Annotated in this window: 15 protein-coding genes and 8 tRNA genes; 11 read left to right on the forward strand and 12 right to left on the reverse strand. The window is 70.6% G+C overall.

Annotated features, from left to right (window positions below; translation table 11 throughout):
* Positions 1-558 carry an HIT domain-containing protein gene (locus QFZ74_RS05310; RefSeq protein WP_307619615.1) on the reverse strand — a complete coding sequence of 186 codons (558 nt, stop codon included), beginning with the start codon at positions 556-558 and terminating at the stop codon, positions 1-3.
* Between the two features lie 67 nt (positions 559-625).
* Here QFZ74_RS05310 and QFZ74_RS05315 point away from each other — a divergent pair, with 67 nt between their 5' ends.
* Positions 626-1,297 carry a potassium channel family protein gene (locus QFZ74_RS05315; RefSeq protein WP_307619616.1) on the forward strand — a complete coding sequence of 224 codons (672 nt, stop codon included), beginning with the start codon at positions 626-628 and terminating at the stop codon, positions 1,295-1,297.
* A 30-nt stretch (positions 1,298-1,327) separates the two neighbouring features.
* On the opposite strand, the gene thrS is transcribed toward QFZ74_RS05315, so the two are convergent.
* The 3 genes from thrS to QFZ74_RS05330 form a co-directional block, all read right to left on the reverse strand.
* A complete protein-coding gene (thrS, locus tag QFZ74_RS05320; protein WP_307619617.1) occupies positions 1,328-3,304 on the reverse strand; it encodes a threonine--tRNA ligase in 1,977 nt (658 codons plus the stop codon).
* Positions 3,305-3,416: 112 nt separating this feature from the next.
* A complete protein-coding gene (locus tag QFZ74_RS05325; protein ID WP_307619618.1) occupies positions 3,417-4,610 on the reverse strand; it encodes a hypothetical protein in 1,194 nt (397 codons plus the stop codon).
* Entirely contained in the window at positions 4,607-5,173 is a 567-nt protein-coding gene (locus tag QFZ74_RS05330) for a DUF4365 domain-containing protein (RefSeq protein ID WP_307619619.1), read from the reverse strand. The genes QFZ74_RS05325 and QFZ74_RS05330 overlap by 4 nt, the downstream gene beginning before the upstream one ends.
* Before the next feature lie 169 nt (positions 5,174-5,342).
* Between QFZ74_RS05330 and QFZ74_RS05335 the strand changes: the two genes are divergently transcribed.
* Positions 5,343-6,068, forward strand: a complete 726-nt coding sequence (locus QFZ74_RS05335; protein ID WP_307619620.1) for a 3'-5' exonuclease — start codon at positions 5,343-5,345, stop codon at positions 6,066-6,068.
* Between the two features lie 39 nt (positions 6,069-6,107).
* Here the strand turns inward: QFZ74_RS05335 and QFZ74_RS05340 are convergent.
* The 3 genes from QFZ74_RS05340 to QFZ74_RS05350 form a co-directional block, all read right to left on the reverse strand.
* Positions 6,108-6,179, reverse strand: a tRNA-Val gene (locus QFZ74_RS05340).
* A 451-nt stretch (positions 6,180-6,630) separates the two neighbouring features.
* Positions 6,631-6,702 (reverse strand) — tRNA-Val (locus tag QFZ74_RS05345).
* A 45-nt stretch (positions 6,703-6,747) separates the two neighbouring features.
* Positions 6,748-7,200 (reverse strand): TIGR02611 family protein, encoded by a 453-nt coding sequence (locus QFZ74_RS05350; RefSeq protein ID WP_307619621.1) that lies wholly within the window; start codon positions 7,198-7,200, stop codon positions 6,748-6,750.
* Positions 7,201-7,391: 191 nt separating this feature from the next.
* On the opposite strand from QFZ74_RS05350, the gene QFZ74_RS05355 reads away from it, so the two are divergent.
* Together QFZ74_RS05355 and QFZ74_RS05360 are read left to right on the forward strand one after the other, a co-directional pair.
* A complete protein-coding gene (locus tag QFZ74_RS05355; protein ID WP_004002642.1) occupies positions 7,392-7,805 on the forward strand; it encodes an SsgA family sporulation/cell division regulator in 414 nt (137 codons plus the stop codon).
* A 238-nt stretch (positions 7,806-8,043) separates the two neighbouring features.
* Positions 8,044-8,607: a CGNR zinc finger domain-containing protein gene (locus QFZ74_RS05360; protein WP_307619622.1), complete on the forward strand. Its 564-nt coding sequence runs from the start codon at positions 8,044-8,046 to the stop codon at positions 8,605-8,607.
* A 66-nt stretch (positions 8,608-8,673) separates the two neighbouring features.
* Here QFZ74_RS05360 and QFZ74_RS05365 read toward each other — a convergent pair whose 3' ends face one another.
* Positions 8,674-8,877 carry a hypothetical protein gene (locus QFZ74_RS05365; RefSeq protein ID WP_307624325.1) on the reverse strand — a complete coding sequence of 68 codons (204 nt, stop codon included), beginning with the start codon at positions 8,875-8,877 and terminating at the stop codon, positions 8,674-8,676.
* Positions 8,878-9,026: 149 nt separating this feature from the next.
* Entirely contained in the window at positions 9,027-9,476 is a 450-nt protein-coding gene (locus tag QFZ74_RS05370) for a hypothetical protein (protein WP_307619623.1), read from the reverse strand.
* Positions 9,477-9,672: 196 nt separating this feature from the next.
* Here QFZ74_RS05370 and QFZ74_RS05375 point away from each other — a divergent pair, with 196 nt between their 5' ends.
* Positions 9,673-10,194, forward strand: coding sequence for a DsbA family protein (locus QFZ74_RS05375; RefSeq protein WP_307619624.1), 522 nt, complete (start codon positions 9,673-9,675; stop codon positions 10,192-10,194).
* 49 nt (positions 10,195-10,243) lie between these two features.
* Here QFZ74_RS05375 and QFZ74_RS05380 read toward each other — a convergent pair whose 3' ends face one another.
* The 3 genes from QFZ74_RS05380 to QFZ74_RS05390 all read right to left on the reverse strand — a co-directional run bounded on the left by QFZ74_RS05380 (position 10,244) and on the right by QFZ74_RS05390 (position 13,005).
* A complete protein-coding gene (locus QFZ74_RS05380; protein WP_307619625.1) occupies positions 10,244-11,068 on the reverse strand; it encodes a GNAT family N-acetyltransferase in 825 nt (274 codons plus the stop codon).
* A 63-nt stretch (positions 11,069-11,131) separates the two neighbouring features.
* Positions 11,132-11,953, reverse strand: a complete 822-nt coding sequence (locus QFZ74_RS05385; RefSeq protein ID WP_307619626.1) for an aminotransferase class IV — start codon at positions 11,951-11,953, stop codon at positions 11,132-11,134.
* Complete coding sequence (locus tag QFZ74_RS05390) at positions 11,950-13,005, reverse strand: chorismate-binding protein (protein ID WP_307619627.1); 1,056 nt, start codon at positions 13,003-13,005, stop codon at positions 11,950-11,952. The genes QFZ74_RS05385 and QFZ74_RS05390 overlap by 4 nt, the downstream gene beginning before the upstream one ends.
* A 176-nt stretch (positions 13,006-13,181) precedes the next feature.
* Between QFZ74_RS05390 and QFZ74_RS05395 the strand changes: the two genes are divergently transcribed.
* The 6 genes from QFZ74_RS05395 (at position 13,182) to QFZ74_RS05420 (ending at position 13,755) form a co-directional block, all read left to right on the forward strand.
* A tRNA-Gly gene (locus QFZ74_RS05395) sits at positions 13,182-13,254 on the forward strand.
* A 38-nt stretch (positions 13,255-13,292) separates the two neighbouring features.
* Positions 13,293-13,366 (forward strand) — tRNA-Cys (locus tag QFZ74_RS05400).
* 1 nt (position 13,367) lies between these two features.
* Positions 13,368-13,439, forward strand: a tRNA-Val gene (locus QFZ74_RS05405).
* Between the two features lie 30 nt (positions 13,440-13,469).
* Positions 13,470-13,541, forward strand: a tRNA-Val gene (locus QFZ74_RS05410).
* 36 nt (positions 13,542-13,577) lie between these two features.
* A tRNA-Val gene (locus QFZ74_RS05415) sits at positions 13,578-13,649 on the forward strand.
* A 34-nt stretch (positions 13,650-13,683) separates the two neighbouring features.
* Positions 13,684-13,755: transfer RNA gene (locus tag QFZ74_RS05420), tRNA-Val, on the forward strand.
* Positions 13,756-13,812: the final 57 nt, after the last annotated feature.

Consider the following 13,812-nt stretch of genomic DNA (forward strand, 5'->3'; position numbering starts at 1 on the left):
CTACTCGGGCCAGGCCTCCGCCAGCATCTTCCGCGTGTCCGCCAGCAGCTGCGGCAGCACCTTCGTGTGCCCCACCACCGGCATGAAGTTCGTATCACCACCCCAACGCGGCACCACGTGCTGGTGCAGATGAGCGGCGATCCCGGCACCCGCGACAGTGCCCTGGTTCATACCGATGTTGAAACCGTGCGCGCCGGACGCCGTCCGCAGAGCCGTCATCGCCTGCTTGGTCAGCTCGGCCAGCTCCGCCGTCTCCGGCCCGGTCAGATCCGTGTAGTCGGCGACGTGCCGGTACGGCACCGTCATCAGATGACCACCGTTGTACGGGTACAGGTTCAGCACCGCGTACACGTGCTCACCGCGCCGGAGGATCAGCCCGTCCTCGTCGGACTTGGCCGGGATCGAGCAGAACGGGCAGCCGTCGCCGGCCCCCGGACCGGTCGGCTTGTTCTCCCCCTGGATGTAGGCCATCCGATGGGGCGTCCACAGACGCTGGAACGCGTCCTGCGTCCCGACTCCGATCTGCTGTTCCGGCTCACTCGTCATGCAAAGCAGCATATGGCTTCGCCCGATCGCGGCGTGTCGGCGGGGCCAGGCCGACGGCGTTCCGGGCCAAGCTGAGCCGGTGCACGACAACAGCCCCGTGGCCCGCTGGGAGCGGCGCACCGAGATCCCCCTCGCCGTGGCGTCGGTGGTCTACCTGGCGGCGTACGCGACCCGGGTCCTGGCCCACGGCCTGTGGCACCTCTGGCTGGACCTCTGCGGGATCGCGATGCTCGTCTGCTGGGCGATGTTCGCCGTCAACTACGCCGTGCACTGGCGGCTCAGCGGACAGGGGCTGCGCTTCGTCCGCACCCACCTGCTCGACACCGTGGTGCTGATCCTGCCCCTGCTGCGCCCGCTGCGCGTGGTCCGGCTGTACGAGACCGTGCAGCGCCGCCACGGCGAGCCCCGGCTCTCGCTGCACGCCCGGGTGATCGCCTACGCCGGGATGTCCGCCGTCCTGCTCGGGTTCACCGGCGCCCTCACCGTCTACCAGCAGGAGCGGGGCGCTCCCGGCGCGAGCATGCGGACCTTCGGGGACGCGGTGTGGTGGGCGTGCGAGACCCTCACCACGGTCGGCTACGGGGACGTGGTCCCGGTGACCCCGCTCGGCCGGGTGATCGCGGCCGGGATGATGGCCTGCGGGCTGGCACTGCTGGGGGCGGTCACGGGCTCGTTCTCCTCCTGGCTGCTCCAGGTGTTCTCCCGGGAGGACGAGGGTTCCGGGGACGAGGGAAGGCCCCCGGGAGGCTGAACCTCCCGAGGGCCTTCACCGAGCGCCGGATCAGACCTGCGTCCGCTCCTCCACGACCTGCGCGATCTTCGCGATGGCCGCGTCGAACGGGATGCCGTTCTCCTGCGAGCCGTCGCGGTAGCGGAAGGAGACCGAACCGGCCGCCATGTCGTCGTCGCCCGCGATGACCATGAAGGGCACCTTCTGCTTCTGGGCGTTGCGGATCTTCTTCTGCATACGGTCCGAGGAGGAGTCCACCTCGACCCGCAGTCCCTTCTTCTTCGCCTCGGCGGCGAACTTCTGCAGGTACTCGACGTGCGCGTCGCCGATCGGGATGCCGACCGCCTGGACGGGGGCGAGCCACGCGGGGAAGGCGCCCGCGTAGTGCTCCAGGAGCACGGCGAAGAAGCGCTCGATCGAGCCGAACAGAGCACGGTGGATCATCACCGGGCGCTGCTTCGACCCGTCCGGGCCGGTGTACTCCAGGTCGAAGCGCTCGGGCAGGTTGAAGTCGAGCTGGATGGTCGACATCTGCCAGGTGCGGCCGATCGCGTCCTTGGCCTGGACGGAGATCTTCGGCCCGTAGAACGCGGCGCCACCCGGGTCGGGAACCAGCGGCAGACCCTGCTTCTCGGCGACCTCGCGCAGCGTCTCGGTGGCTTCCTCCCAGACGTCGTCGGAGCCGACGAACTTCTCCGGGTCCTTGGTGGACAGCTCCAGGTAGAAGTCGGTGAGACCGTAGTCGCGCAGCAGGCCGAGGACGAAGGTGAGCGTCTTGTCGAGCTCGTCCGCCATCTGCTCGCGGGTGCAGTAGATGTGCGCGTCGTCCTGGGTGAAGCCGCGGGCCCGGGTCAGACCGTGCACGACGCCTGACTTCTCGTACCGGTACACGGTCCCGAACTCGAAGAGGCGCAGCGGCAGTTCACGGTACGAGCGGCCGCGCGCGTCGAAGATCAGGTTGTGCATCGGGCAGTTCATGGGCTTGAGGTAGTAGTCCACGCCCTCGTCGAGCTGCATGGGCGGGTACATGCCCTCGGCGTACCAGTCCAGGTGGCCCGACGTCTCGAAGAGCTTCCCCTTCGTCGCGTGCGGGGTGTAGACGAACTCGTAGCCCTCTTCCTCGTGGCGGCGCCGCGAGTAGTCCTCCATCACGCGGCGGACGATGCCGCCCTTGGGGTGGAAGACGGCGAGGCCGGAGCCGATCTGCTCCGGGATGGAGAACAGGTCGAGCTCGTTGCCCAGCTTGCGGTGGTCGCGCTTCTCGGCCTCGGCGAGGAAGTCGAGGTGCGCCTTCAGCTCGTCCTTGGACGGCCAGGCGGTGCCGTAGATGCGCTGGAGCATCGGGTTCTTCTCGCTGCCGCGCCAGTAGGCGGCCGCGTTCCGCATCAGCTTGAACGCGGGGATGTTCCGGGTGGTGGGCAGGTGGGGACCGCGGCAGAGGTCCTTCCAGCAAAGGTCGCCGGTCTTGGCGTCGAGGTTGTCGTAGATCGTCAGCTCGCCGGCGCCGACCTCGACGTCCGCGCCGTCGTCGCTGGAGGCGGAGCCCTTGAGGCCGATCAGCTCCAGCTTGTAGGGCTCGTCCGCGAGTTCCTCGCGGGCGTCCTCGTCGGTGACGACACGGCGGGAGAACTTCTGCCCCCGCTTCTGGATCTCCTGCATCTTCTTCTCGATGGCCTTGAGATCCTCGGGCGTGAACGGCTTCTCGACGTCGAAGTCGTAGTAGAAGCCGTCCTTGACCGGCGGGCCGATGCCCAGCTTGGCCTCGGGGAAGAGCTCCTGAACGGCCTGCGCCATGACGTGCGCGGTGGAGTGGCGCAGGATGTTCAGGCCGTCCTCGGAGGCGATCTCCACGCCCTCGACGGTCTCGCCGTCCTGCACCGCGTACGAGAGGTCCTTCAGCTCGCCTCCCACGCGCGCGGCGATGATCGAGCGCTCGGCGGCGAAGAGTTCGGCGGCCGTAGTGCCCGTCGTCACCGTGCGCTCTTCCCGCTCGGAATCGCGTTGGATGATCACACGGACGTCTGACACCGGTCTCTCCTGACTGCAGGTGGTTTGCGGCGCCATACCGGGAGCGCGCGCGATAGCGGGATCGTACCGACCCCGACCGGCCGACCGCTAAACGGTTACCGACCGTCGCCGTTCAGTCACCATGCCGTTCCTCCTGGAGTGACTTCATCAGCCGGTCCCGCTCGGCCTCGTCCACCTCCAGGACGGCGACGCCGAAGGCGCCGGTCAGCCGCCGGAAGCCGCCCCGGCTCTCCAGTCGCCCGCTCACCCGGACCGGCAGCCCGGCGAGGTGGGCGCGCCCGGCGGTCTCGTACGCCCCCTCGTCGAGGGTGGCGCGGACGTCCGGCACCTCGGCCCCCGCGATCACCCGCAGCCGTACGGTGCCTGGGCCGCGCGGCCCCGACCGGCGCAGCCGGACCACGGTGCCGGTGATGCGGACGGGGACGGAGGGTTCGGCGTGCAGATAGCGGGACCCGGCCGCGCGCAGGGCGGGTGCGTCGCCGGGCGAGAACTCGACGGGTTCGGCGCGGGCCGCGCAGCCCTGGGGCACGCCGGCCGCCGGAGCCCACTCGACGGTGACGCGGGCGCCCTCGGTGCCGCGGACGAGCGCGATCAGGGCCTCGGTGAGCTCGCGGCTCACCCCCGCCTCGACCGCGCCGTCGAAGGCCTCCATGCCGCCGGTGGCCCGCTGGTAGTCGACGGCTTCGCGGGCTGCGGCCAGGGCGTGGTGCAGGCGTACGGCGAGCGGTCGGGCGTCGGCGGCGGGCACGAAGGCGGTGAGGGTGCGGCCGTCCGCGGCCGGGGCGACGAGGACGTGTTCCAGCAGTGCGGCGGCCGGCTTGCGGTGCCGGGCGCCGTGATAGCCGGCCCGCGCGCGGGTGGCGAGGGCGCCGGCGAGGAGCATCCGGCGGGCGGCGGTGCGCAGGTGTTCCTCGGCGGTCCAGGTGGCGGCGCCGGCAGGGCCGTCGGGCACGTCCCGCCACCAGAAGATCTCGTCGCTGGGGACGGCGAGGGCGATGAGTACGTCGCGGGCGGAGGGGGCGCCGCTGCGGGCGAGGGCGAGGAGTGCCTCGCCGAGCAGGTCGTCGCTGTCGGGGAAGGCGCGGCTCTCGGGGACGAGCAGGCTGGTGCCGTGGCCGGGTCCGGGCGGGGTCCAGCGGCCGTACCGTCCGGGTGCGCCGCCGCGGCGCTGCCAGCCGTGCCGGTGCAGGAGGGCGCCGAGGACAGCGGGGTCGACCCGGGCCGGTTCGGGCGGCTGGTGCCAGGGAGTGTCGGCGGGGTGCGGGCGGAGCGCGCGCAGGGATGCGTCGTACGGGCGGTGGGTCACGGTCTGCCTCCCGTTCCGACCCGGGTCATGATCTCGCAGAGCGCCCGGTCGTCGAAGATGCGTGAGGTGGGGATGCGCACGGTGGTGCGGTGCCGTCCGGTGACGGGGTGGCCGGCGAGGTTGACCCAGTAGCAGCAGTGCCTGAGGTCGAGCCGGTCGTGGCTGGCGCGCAGCCAGTCGTCCTGGGAGCGCGGTACGAGCATGACGACGAGGATCTTGTGCACCGAGACGGGGGTGCGGGCGAGCTTGCGCAGGTGGTCGTTGTCGAGCGTGAAGGAGAAGAAGCGGCCGGGGGGCCTGGGGGCGATCTGGTAGGTGCACTTGAGCTGCACCTTGATGGTGACCTCGTCGTCGACGGTGTGTCCGGGTGCGCTGTGGCTGACGTGCCAGTCGATGCCGTTGTCCGGGAACGGCTGGGACAGGGAGCAGCCCGCGGCGGCGGCGACCGCGTGCAGATAGCCGACCTGCAGTGTCTCCATGCAGGCGGTGGTGGCGAGGGTGCCGCGGTGGGGGCCCGGACGTTCGGGCAGCAGCCCGCCCCGCTCGGGCTGCGCTGTCGCCATGACCAAACAGCCTTCCAAGCCAGGGGATTTCCATGTCGGGCCCGCTGAACTGCAAAGACCCGCACTCCTGTTGTCTCCTTCCGGCGTACGGCGCAAACGGCCCGGGTATCACCAAACAGGCAGAAGACGGAACGTCATCTGCCGTGGGTGAGCGAGGAGTTGGGTAGGCATGACGAGCTGGTACGAGGGGCCACTGGCCGCCTTCGACACGGAGACCACGGGCGTGGACGTGGAGACCGACCGGATCGTGTCGGCTGCCGTCGTCGTCCAGGACGCCCCGGACACGCGCCCGCGCGTGACCCGCTGGCTGGTGAACCCGGGTGTGCCGGTGCCGGAGGCGGCGACGGCCGTGCACGGGCTGACCGAGGAGCATCTTCAGCGTCTGGGCCGCTGGCCGGCGCCGGTGATGTACGAGATAGCCGAGGAGCTGGCCGAGCAGGCGGCGATGCGCCGTCCGCTCGTGGTGATGAACGCGCCGTTCGATCTGACGCTGCTGGACCGGGAGTTGCGCCGGCACCGGGCCTCGCCGCTGGGCCGCTGGCTGGAGGCGTCGCCGCTGCTGGTGCTGGATCCGCGGGTCCTGGACAAGCACCTGGACCGCTACCGCAAGGGGTCCCGCACGCTGACCGCCCTGTGCGCGCACTACGGCGTCACACTGGACAGCGCGCACGACGCGGCCTCCGACGCACAGGCGGCGCTGGATGTCGTACGTGCTCTGGGGCGCCGCTTCGCCACCCGGCTGGAGCGCCTGTCCCCCGCCGAGCTGCACTCACTGCAGACGACGTGGCACGCGGCGCAGGCGCGCGGGCTGGAGGCCTGGTTCGCGCGGAGCGGCTCGGCGGAGGCGGTGGATCCGGCGTGGCCGCTGCGTCCGGGGATGCCCGCGGCGGCATGACAAAGGCCAGCCCGCGAGCTGCGGACCGGCCTTTCCCGGTGGGCGATACTGGGTTCGAACCAGTGACCTCTTCGGTGTGAACGAAGCGCTCTCCCACTGAGCTAATCGCCCGGGAACGCAGTGAACAATACAGGCCCCGGCGGGCTTCCTCCAAACCGCTCCCCCGGACACCCCTCCGGGCGGCCGCGGCGGGCCGGGGACGGTGGGCGGCGGGGATCTGAGTACGCGTACTCATGGCAGGCGACGTGACGCGGGCCACACTCCAAGGGGGTGGGCGCCGCCGCCCGTGCGGCGGCGCTCATTCATGCCGCATTCCCTATGAAGTGACTGCGGCTCAGTTTGCGGGTCGTTACGGGTGACTTGAGAGGGGCGAAAAACGTCCGCTGTCACGCTTGCGAAGAAATCCGGCAGCATTCCGAAATATTCCGGAGGATTTCCACCGGCGGCTCCCACCGGAAAGCCCAGAGATAACGGACCGTCACCTTCCACCCCGGCCGGGGCACCCCGGATGCGACGACGGCCCGTCCGCGATCTGATCGCGGACGGGCCGTCGTGTTCCGGGTGGGCGATACTGGGTTCGAACCAGTGACCTCTTCGGTGTGAACGAAGCGCTCTCCCACTGAGCTAATCGCCCGGGCACAGGAAGAACATTACCCCATGTCAGGGGGTGCCTCCGACATCACTGGTCCTTGATCCGCCAGGGCATCACGACGCCGAACTTCCAGACGTAGATCCCGCCCAGCACCGCGATGATCACCAGACCGATCACGGTCAGGGTGATGTTGCGGCGGCGGACCTTGGGGTCGAGGGCCTTCTGCGCCGCCTCGGTGACCTTGCGCTTGGTCCAGCGCAGGACGAGCTGGGCCCAGACGAACTCGGTCGCCCAGATCGCCATGCCGGCGAAGATCACGACCCAGCCGGGTCCGGGCAGCGGCAGCATGACGATGCCGGCGCCCACGACCGCGAGGCCGACCACGAAGACCCCGACCTGCCAGCTCACGTGCAGGGCACGGCGCGCCTTGATGAACGCGGGCGCCTTGGAGCCGAGCCCCTCGTCGTTCCGCGCCTCGTCAGTCCCTGCGTCGTCCCGCGCCACGATCACCTCGCCCGGTTCGTTACTCCCCGTATTCATACGACCAAACACTACCGGAGCGAATCCGGTCACCGAAATGGTCGTACTCGGCGTATCCGGTCTCGGCCGGAAGGGTTACGTAAAGCCATGCAAAACACGCAGAGGGGTTTACAACGGCACCGTAGGTGGCATGTCGATTTCGCCGACGTGCGAATCCCCGAGCGCACACTGAGCGAAAGGCCCTGGCGCTTATGAACACCACGGTCAGCTGCGAGCTGCACCTGCGCCTCGTTGTGTCGAGCGAGTCCTCCCTGCCTGTCCCCGCAGGCCTGCGGTACGACACGGCCGACCCCTACGCCGTGCACGCCACCTTCCACACCGGAGCCGAGGAGACCGTCGAGTGGGTGTTCGCCCGCGACCTCCTCGCCGAGGGTCTGCACCGGCCCACCGGCACCGGCGACGTCCGCGTCTGGCCGTCCCGCAGCCATGGTCAGGGCGTCGTCTGCATCGCCCTGAGCTCTCCGGAGGGCGAGGCCCTGCTCGAGGCCCCGGCGCGGGCCCTGGAGTCCTTCCTGAAGCGAACCGACGCCGCCGTGCCCCCCGGCACGGAACACCGGCACTTCGACCTGGATCAGGAGCTGTCGCACATCCTGGCGGAAAGCTAGGTCGCCCTCCCAAGCCGCCCGGCGCCGTCCACTCGGGGAGACGGCTCGGGCCCAGACAACCGCATACGGCATACACACCGGCGCCGTCACCGTGAGTTTCCACGGGGACGGCATCGGCGTGCGCGCGATTGCACTGGGGGAACCACGGTCCGCGCAGGGCCGTTCTACCGGCAGCCGGCCACTACCATCGGCCAGCATCGGCGGGCGCCCGCCCGACCCCCAGGCCAGGGAGCGAAACGTGCTGATCACCCACGACACCCGGTGCGCACTGGACACCGTGGTGGATCTGGTGAACACCGTGCCGGAGGACGAGACGGCGGCCGACGGGCTGTCCGACATCGCGGATCTCGAGGAATTCGTGCGGAACCACGAGATCAGCGATGTCGGGATGCTGTCCGAGAGTGATCTGGCGGCGGTGCGCACGATCCGCGGGCGGTTCGCGGGGATCTTCGCGGCCCCGGACGCCCGATCCGCCGCCGGGCTGATCAACGAGCTGGTCGCGGCCGCGGGGACGACGCCCCGGCTCACCGACCACGACGGCTACGACTGGCACGTGCACTACTTCGCGCCCGGCGCCTCCGTGGCCGACCACCTCGCCGCCGACTGCGGCATGGCGCTGGCGTTCTTCGTGGTCGCCGGGGAGGAGGAGCGGCTGCGCCGCTGCGAGGCCCCGGACTGCAGACACGCCTTCGTGGACCTCTCCCGCAACCGCTCCCGCCGCTACTGCGACAGCCGCACCTGCGGAAACCGGCTGCACGTCGCGGCGTACCGGGCCCGGCGCAAGGAGGCGGCGGCGCGCTGAGCGCCCGGCGGGCGTCTGCTTGCCGACGCCAGCCCGGCGGGTGTCGCCGGGACTGACGCGTACGGCTCACAGCAACAGCAGGTCGTGCAGCGCGGCCATGAGGATCAGACACCCGATCACCGCAAGGAAGATCATCAGCGGTGGCTGGGAAAGGGCGAAGAGGCATCCGCGCGGCTCGTTCTGCGGCGGCGCGGCCTCGCTCTGTGTCGTGTCCAGCATCTCGCGGGCGATGATGGACCACGGGGCAGGCGGCGCGCGATCAACACGCACGAAAGATCCGGCAGTTCGCCGAATCCCGTGATCTTCGTGTCGGATCCGTCCCGACCGTGATCGTTTCGCGCGCGGCACCGACGCTTCGTGTCGTTTCGGACCCGCACGAAGTCAGCGCACGACGCGGACACGCGGGGCGCCGCCGGGCCTCATATGCCGTGCTTCTTGAGGATGGCCTCGATGTCGCTGAAGTCGTCCGAGGAGTCGCCGGCTCGGGAGGTGCTCGCCGGCCGGGGCGCCGAACCGGACGCCGTCCCCAGGGACGGTGCCGACGAGGCCGGGGCCACGGCGTCCTGCCGTTCGCTCCGGGCCGCGGCCTTGCGCTCCGCGCGCGTACCGCCGTGGCGGCGGCGCTCCACGGCGCGTGTGGTCAGGAACAGCAGCCAGGCGAGGGCCAGCACGGCGAAGCCCGCCCATGCCGTGGGGCTGAAGGCGGTCGTGCCCAGCCAGCTGATGATGCCCGTCAGCACCAGGCCGATGGGGACGAGCGAGTAGGCCGCGATGCGGACCGCGGTCAGGAAGCGCTTGCGGTAGGCCGTGACCACCGCGATGCCCAGGCCGGCCGCGGACACGGCGGCACAGACGGTTTCGGCAATCATCCGGTCCTCCTGGCGGGCTGGGTCGGGCGGACGGGCCGCGCGAGTGCGGTTCGTCCCTTCCATCCTGCACCGTCCGATCCCTCCGAAGCCATGGCCGGGCCCGACTTCAGGGAGATCTCCGGGTCGCCCCGCCCGGGGCCCCGCACGTCTCGGTCCCCGGTCGGGCCCCCGCGGCAGGCCTGGAAGACTGGTGCCCATGAGCGACACCTCCTCCCCCGCACGCACCGTTCCCGTTCTCGACGTCTGGTGCGAGCTCCAGTGCCCGGACTGCCGCAGCGCCCTGGACGATCTCCGCGCCCTGCGCGAGCGCTACGGCGACCGGCTGGAGCTGCGGCTGCGGCACTTCCCGCTGGAGAAGCACCAGCACTCCTTCGCCGCCGCGCAGGCCGCCGAGGAGGCGTTCGAGCAGGGCCGGGGCTGGGAGTACGTCGAGGCGGTCCTGGCCGGGGTCGAGGAGCTGACCCGTAAGGGAGAACCCTTCCTGGTCGAGGTCGCCCATGAACTTGGCCTGGACGCCGAGGAGTTCGACACGGCACTGATCGACGGGCGGCACATCCTGATCGTCGACGCCGACCAGGCCGAGGGCAAGGCCATCGGCGTGACCGGCACCCCGACGTACGTCATCGGCGGCGAACGCCTCGACGGCGGCAAGAGCCAGGCAGGCCTGCGCGAGCGCATCGAGGAGATCGCCGACCGGCTGCTCGCCGAGCAGAGCTGAGCAGAGCAGAGCGGCTGCTGAGCGGCTGCTGAGCGGCTGAGCGCGGGCCTCAGATCAGGTTCTTGTACATCCCGTACGACACAGGCTCGTAGCCCAGCGACTCGTACAGCCGCTCGGCCGGTGTGTTGCCCGCGAAGACATTGAGGCCGATGCGGTGCTTGCCCGCGGCCGCCGCCTGGGCCTCGGCCAGCAGCATCAGAGAGCGGCCGTGGCCCCGGCCGCGATAGGCCTCGTCGGTCTCGACCTTGTAGACGAACGCCCTGTCCTCTGCGAGGAACAGCCACAGGATGCCGACGCTGGTGTCCTCGTGTTCCAGCACGCTGAGCCGCATGTTCGCGGTCGCGAGGCCCCGCGGCAGCAGCCCGGTGTAGTCCCGCTCCGCCTTCGCCTGCGCCTCGTCCTCCGGCACCCCACGGTCGATCCAGGACTGCGCGTAGTCGGTCACCGCCTGCTCGCGCCAAGTCCCGTACTCGGCCTCGGTCATGGGCCTGTCCCGGCTTCCCGCGGGCAGTCCGGGCGGGACCTCGCCGAGGGCCTTCTCCATGCCCCGGTTGCGGCGGACGTATCCGAGTGCGGTGGCGAGCCGCAACGCGGGGCCGGACTCGGCGGGCACCGTGATCTCGACGCGCTCGCAGCCCCACCCCCGCGCCACCTCCTCGGCGGCGAGCGCGGCCACCGTGCCCCGGCCGCGGCCGCGGTCCGGCTCCTCGATGGACAGGTCCTCGATCCGGGCGACGGGGGGCCCGAAGAGAGGGTGCGTCGAGACGCGCACCTCGCCGACGGGACGGCTGTTCACGCACACCTGGAAGTGGCGGGACAGGGCTCCGTCGGCGGCATGTTGGAGCGGCTCGGTCGGCCGCAGGGTCGTGGTCATCAACGGCTGTTCTACCCGTCGCCGCGACCCGCGTCAGCCGGTTTTACCAGGCGCTGCCGGTGCTCAGGGGTCGAGGTCGTGCCCGGACCGCTCCTCGAAGACCCGCATCGCCTTGGCGGTCACCGGGCCCGGGGCGCCGGGCAGTTGACGGTCGTCGACGCGGTGCACGGCCTGGACGTCGCGCAGGGTGGAGGTGAGGAAGACCTCGTCGGCGCGCTCCAGGACGTCCAGCGGCAGGTCGGTCTCCTTGGCTCCGGTCCACTGGACCGTCAGGGCGCGGGTGATGCCGGCGAGGCAGCCAGAGGGGACCGGCGGGGTGTGGATCTCGCCGTCGAGGACGACGAAGACGTTCGAGCCGGTGCCCTCGCAGAGCTGTCCGACGGTGTTGGCGAACAGCGCCTCGGAGGCGCCCTGTTCGTGGGCGCGGGCGAGGGCGACGACGTTCTCGGCGTACGAGGTGGTCTTCAGGCCGGTCAGCGCGCCACGCTCGTTGCGGGTCCAGGGGACGGTGATCACGGCGGTGGAGTCGGGGCGGCGGGTGCTCTCGCCGAGGGCGACCGCCAGCGTCGGGCCGTGCTCCCCGCGGTCGGAGCCGAGGGGGCCGTGGCCGCCGGTGTAGGTGATGCGCAGCCGGCCGAGCGGCATCGGGTTGGCCGTCAGCACCGCCGAGCAGGCCGCGCGGACCTCGTCGGGATCGGGGTCGGGCAGGCCGAGGCCCCGGGCCGAGCGGGTCAGCCGGTCGAGGTGGCGGGTGAGCGCGAAGGGCTTGCCGTCCACCGCCTTCACCGTCTCGAAGACGCCGTCACCCACGGTCAGCCCGTGGTCGAAGACAGAGACGCGAGCGGTCTCGGCGTCCTGAAGCCCGCCGTCCAGCCAGATCTTCACGAAAGGCCTCCTTCATTGATCTCGGACGCTCCCGACGCTACCGCGAGCAGCCGGGACGCCTTCAGTTCCGTCTCCCGCCACTCCCCCTCCGGGTCGGAGCCCCAGGTGATGCCGGCGCCGGTCCCGAAGCGCAGGGCGCTCTCGGCCCGGTCGATCCAGAAGGTGCGGATGCCGACGGCCAGCTCGCCGGTGCCGCGGTCGGCGTCGACCCAGCCGATGCCGCCGCAGTAGGGGCCGCGGGGGGCCGTCTCCAGGGCGTCGATGATCCTCAGGGCGCTGGACTTGGGCGCGCCGGTGACCGAGCCGGGCGGGAAGGCGGCGGTGAGCAGCTCGGGCCAGCCGGCATCGGCGCGCAGCTCACCGCGGACCGTCGAGACGAGGTGGACCAGGCCGGGGTGCTTCTCTACGGCGCACAGGTCGGGGACGGTGACACTGCCGGTGGCGCAGACGCGGCCGATGTCGTTGCGGACCAGGTCCACGATCATGACGTTCTCCGCGTAGTCCTTCTCCAGGAGGTCCGCCTCGGTGCGTCCGGTGCCCTTGATCGGCCCGGACTCGACGGTCCGGCCGTCGCGGCGCAGGAAGAGCTCCGGGGAGGCGGTGGCTATCTCCACGCCGTGTGCGGGCAGCCGGATCGTTCCCGCGTACGGCGCGGGGTTGCCGCGCGCCAGCAGGGCGGTCAGGGCGTCCACGTCGGCGTCGGGGGCGACGGGCGCGGACAGCACCCGGCAGAGGTTGGCCTGGTAGACCTCGCCGGCCGCGATGTGCTCGCGGATACGGCGGACGGCTCGGGTGTAGGCGGCGTGGTCGAGGGACGAGGTCCAGTCGTCCACGGCCGGGCCGTGCCAGGCCCCCGGCACCGGGGCGGGCACCGGCTCCTCGCGTACGTCCGCGAAGCGGGCGCAGGTCACACGGCCCTCGAAGTCGGCACAGACGGCCCAGAAGCCGGTGGACTCCAGGGCCGCGGTGTCGCCGGTCACGTCCAGGAGACCGGTGGCGACACGGTCACCGAAGCGCGCAAGGGGAGGGAGCTGAGGAGCGAGGGGGTGCACGCGATCGAGTCTATGGCGGGCGCTGCTGGGGTGGCCCGAGCGTGTCCCGCGGGGCCCCGGCCAGGGCGTCCGCGGGGTGCGGCGCAGCACGCTGCGCAAACACGTTTTTGTACTGGCCGGGGAATCCGCTAAAGTTCAACACGTCGCCGGGACGCGGAAGCGGTCCGAAACGACAAGCGGACGTAGCTCAGTTGGTAGAGCGCAACCTTGCCAAGGTTGAGGTCGCGAGTTCGAGCCTCGTCGTCCGCTCGATGGAACTGGGGGTCTTCCCGATCCCCCACACTCCTGGTGGAGTGGCCGAGAGGCGAGGCAACGGCCTGCAAAGCCGTCTACACGGGTTCAAATCCCGTCTCCACCTCCAAGGACGATTAGCTCAGCGGGAGAGCGCTTCCCTGACACGGAAGAGGTCACTGGTTCAATCCCAGTATCGTCCACTGGATCTTCTCGTAGATCTTCAACCCCGAGGACGATTAGCTCAGCGGGAGAGCGCTTCCCTGACACGGAAGAGGTCACTGGTTCAATCCCAGTATCGTCCACTGGATCTTCCAGCACGTACGGCAAGGTCCGCACCCGCGCGATTAGCTCAGCGGGAGAGCGCTTCCCTGACACGGAAGAGGTCACTGGTTCAATCCCAGTATCGCGCACGCACTGTCTGTGATCCGTGGGTCACGGTCCCGAGGACGATTAGCTCAGCGGGAGAGCGCTTCCCTGACACGGAAGAGGTCACTGGTTCAATCCCAGTATCGTCCACACCGGTAGAAGCCCCCGGCCGTCTCGTACGGCCGGGGGCTTCTTCGTGTGCTCGGG

Source organism: Streptomyces sp. V3I7, assembly GCF_030817495.1.
Lineage (GTDB): Bacteria > Actinomycetota > Actinomycetes > Streptomycetales > Streptomycetaceae > Streptomyces.

Bases quoted from the DNA above. Each gene is read 5' to 3' on its own strand.
- QFZ74_RS05310 (WP_307619615.1), bottom strand. From the start codon at position 558: ATGCTGCTTTGCATGACGAGTGAGCCGGAACAGCAGATCGGAGTCGGG.
- QFZ74_RS05330 (WP_307619619.1), bottom strand. From the start codon at position 5,173: ATGGCGACAGCGCAGCCCGAGCGGGGCGGGCTGCTGCCCGAACGTCCG.
- QFZ74_RS05335 (WP_307619620.1), top strand. From the start codon at position 5,343: ATGACGAGCTGGTACGAGGGGCCACTGGCCGCCTTCGACACGGAGACC.
- QFZ74_RS05350 (WP_307619621.1), bottom strand. From the start codon at position 7,200: ATGAATACGGGGAGTAACGAACCGGGCGAGGTGATCGTGGCGCGGGAC.
- QFZ74_RS05355 (WP_004002642.1), top strand. From the start codon at position 7,392: ATGAACACCACGGTCAGCTGCGAGCTGCACCTGCGCCTCGTTGTGTCG.
- QFZ74_RS05370 (WP_307619623.1), bottom strand. From the start codon at position 9,476: ATGATTGCCGAAACCGTCTGTGCCGCCGTGTCCGCGGCCGGCCTGGGC.
- QFZ74_RS05375 (WP_307619624.1), top strand. From the start codon at position 9,673: ATGAGCGACACCTCCTCCCCCGCACGCACCGTTCCCGTTCTCGACGTC.
- QFZ74_RS05380 (WP_307619625.1), bottom strand. From the start codon at position 11,068: ATGACCACGACCCTGCGGCCGACCGAGCCGCTCCAACATGCCGCCGAC.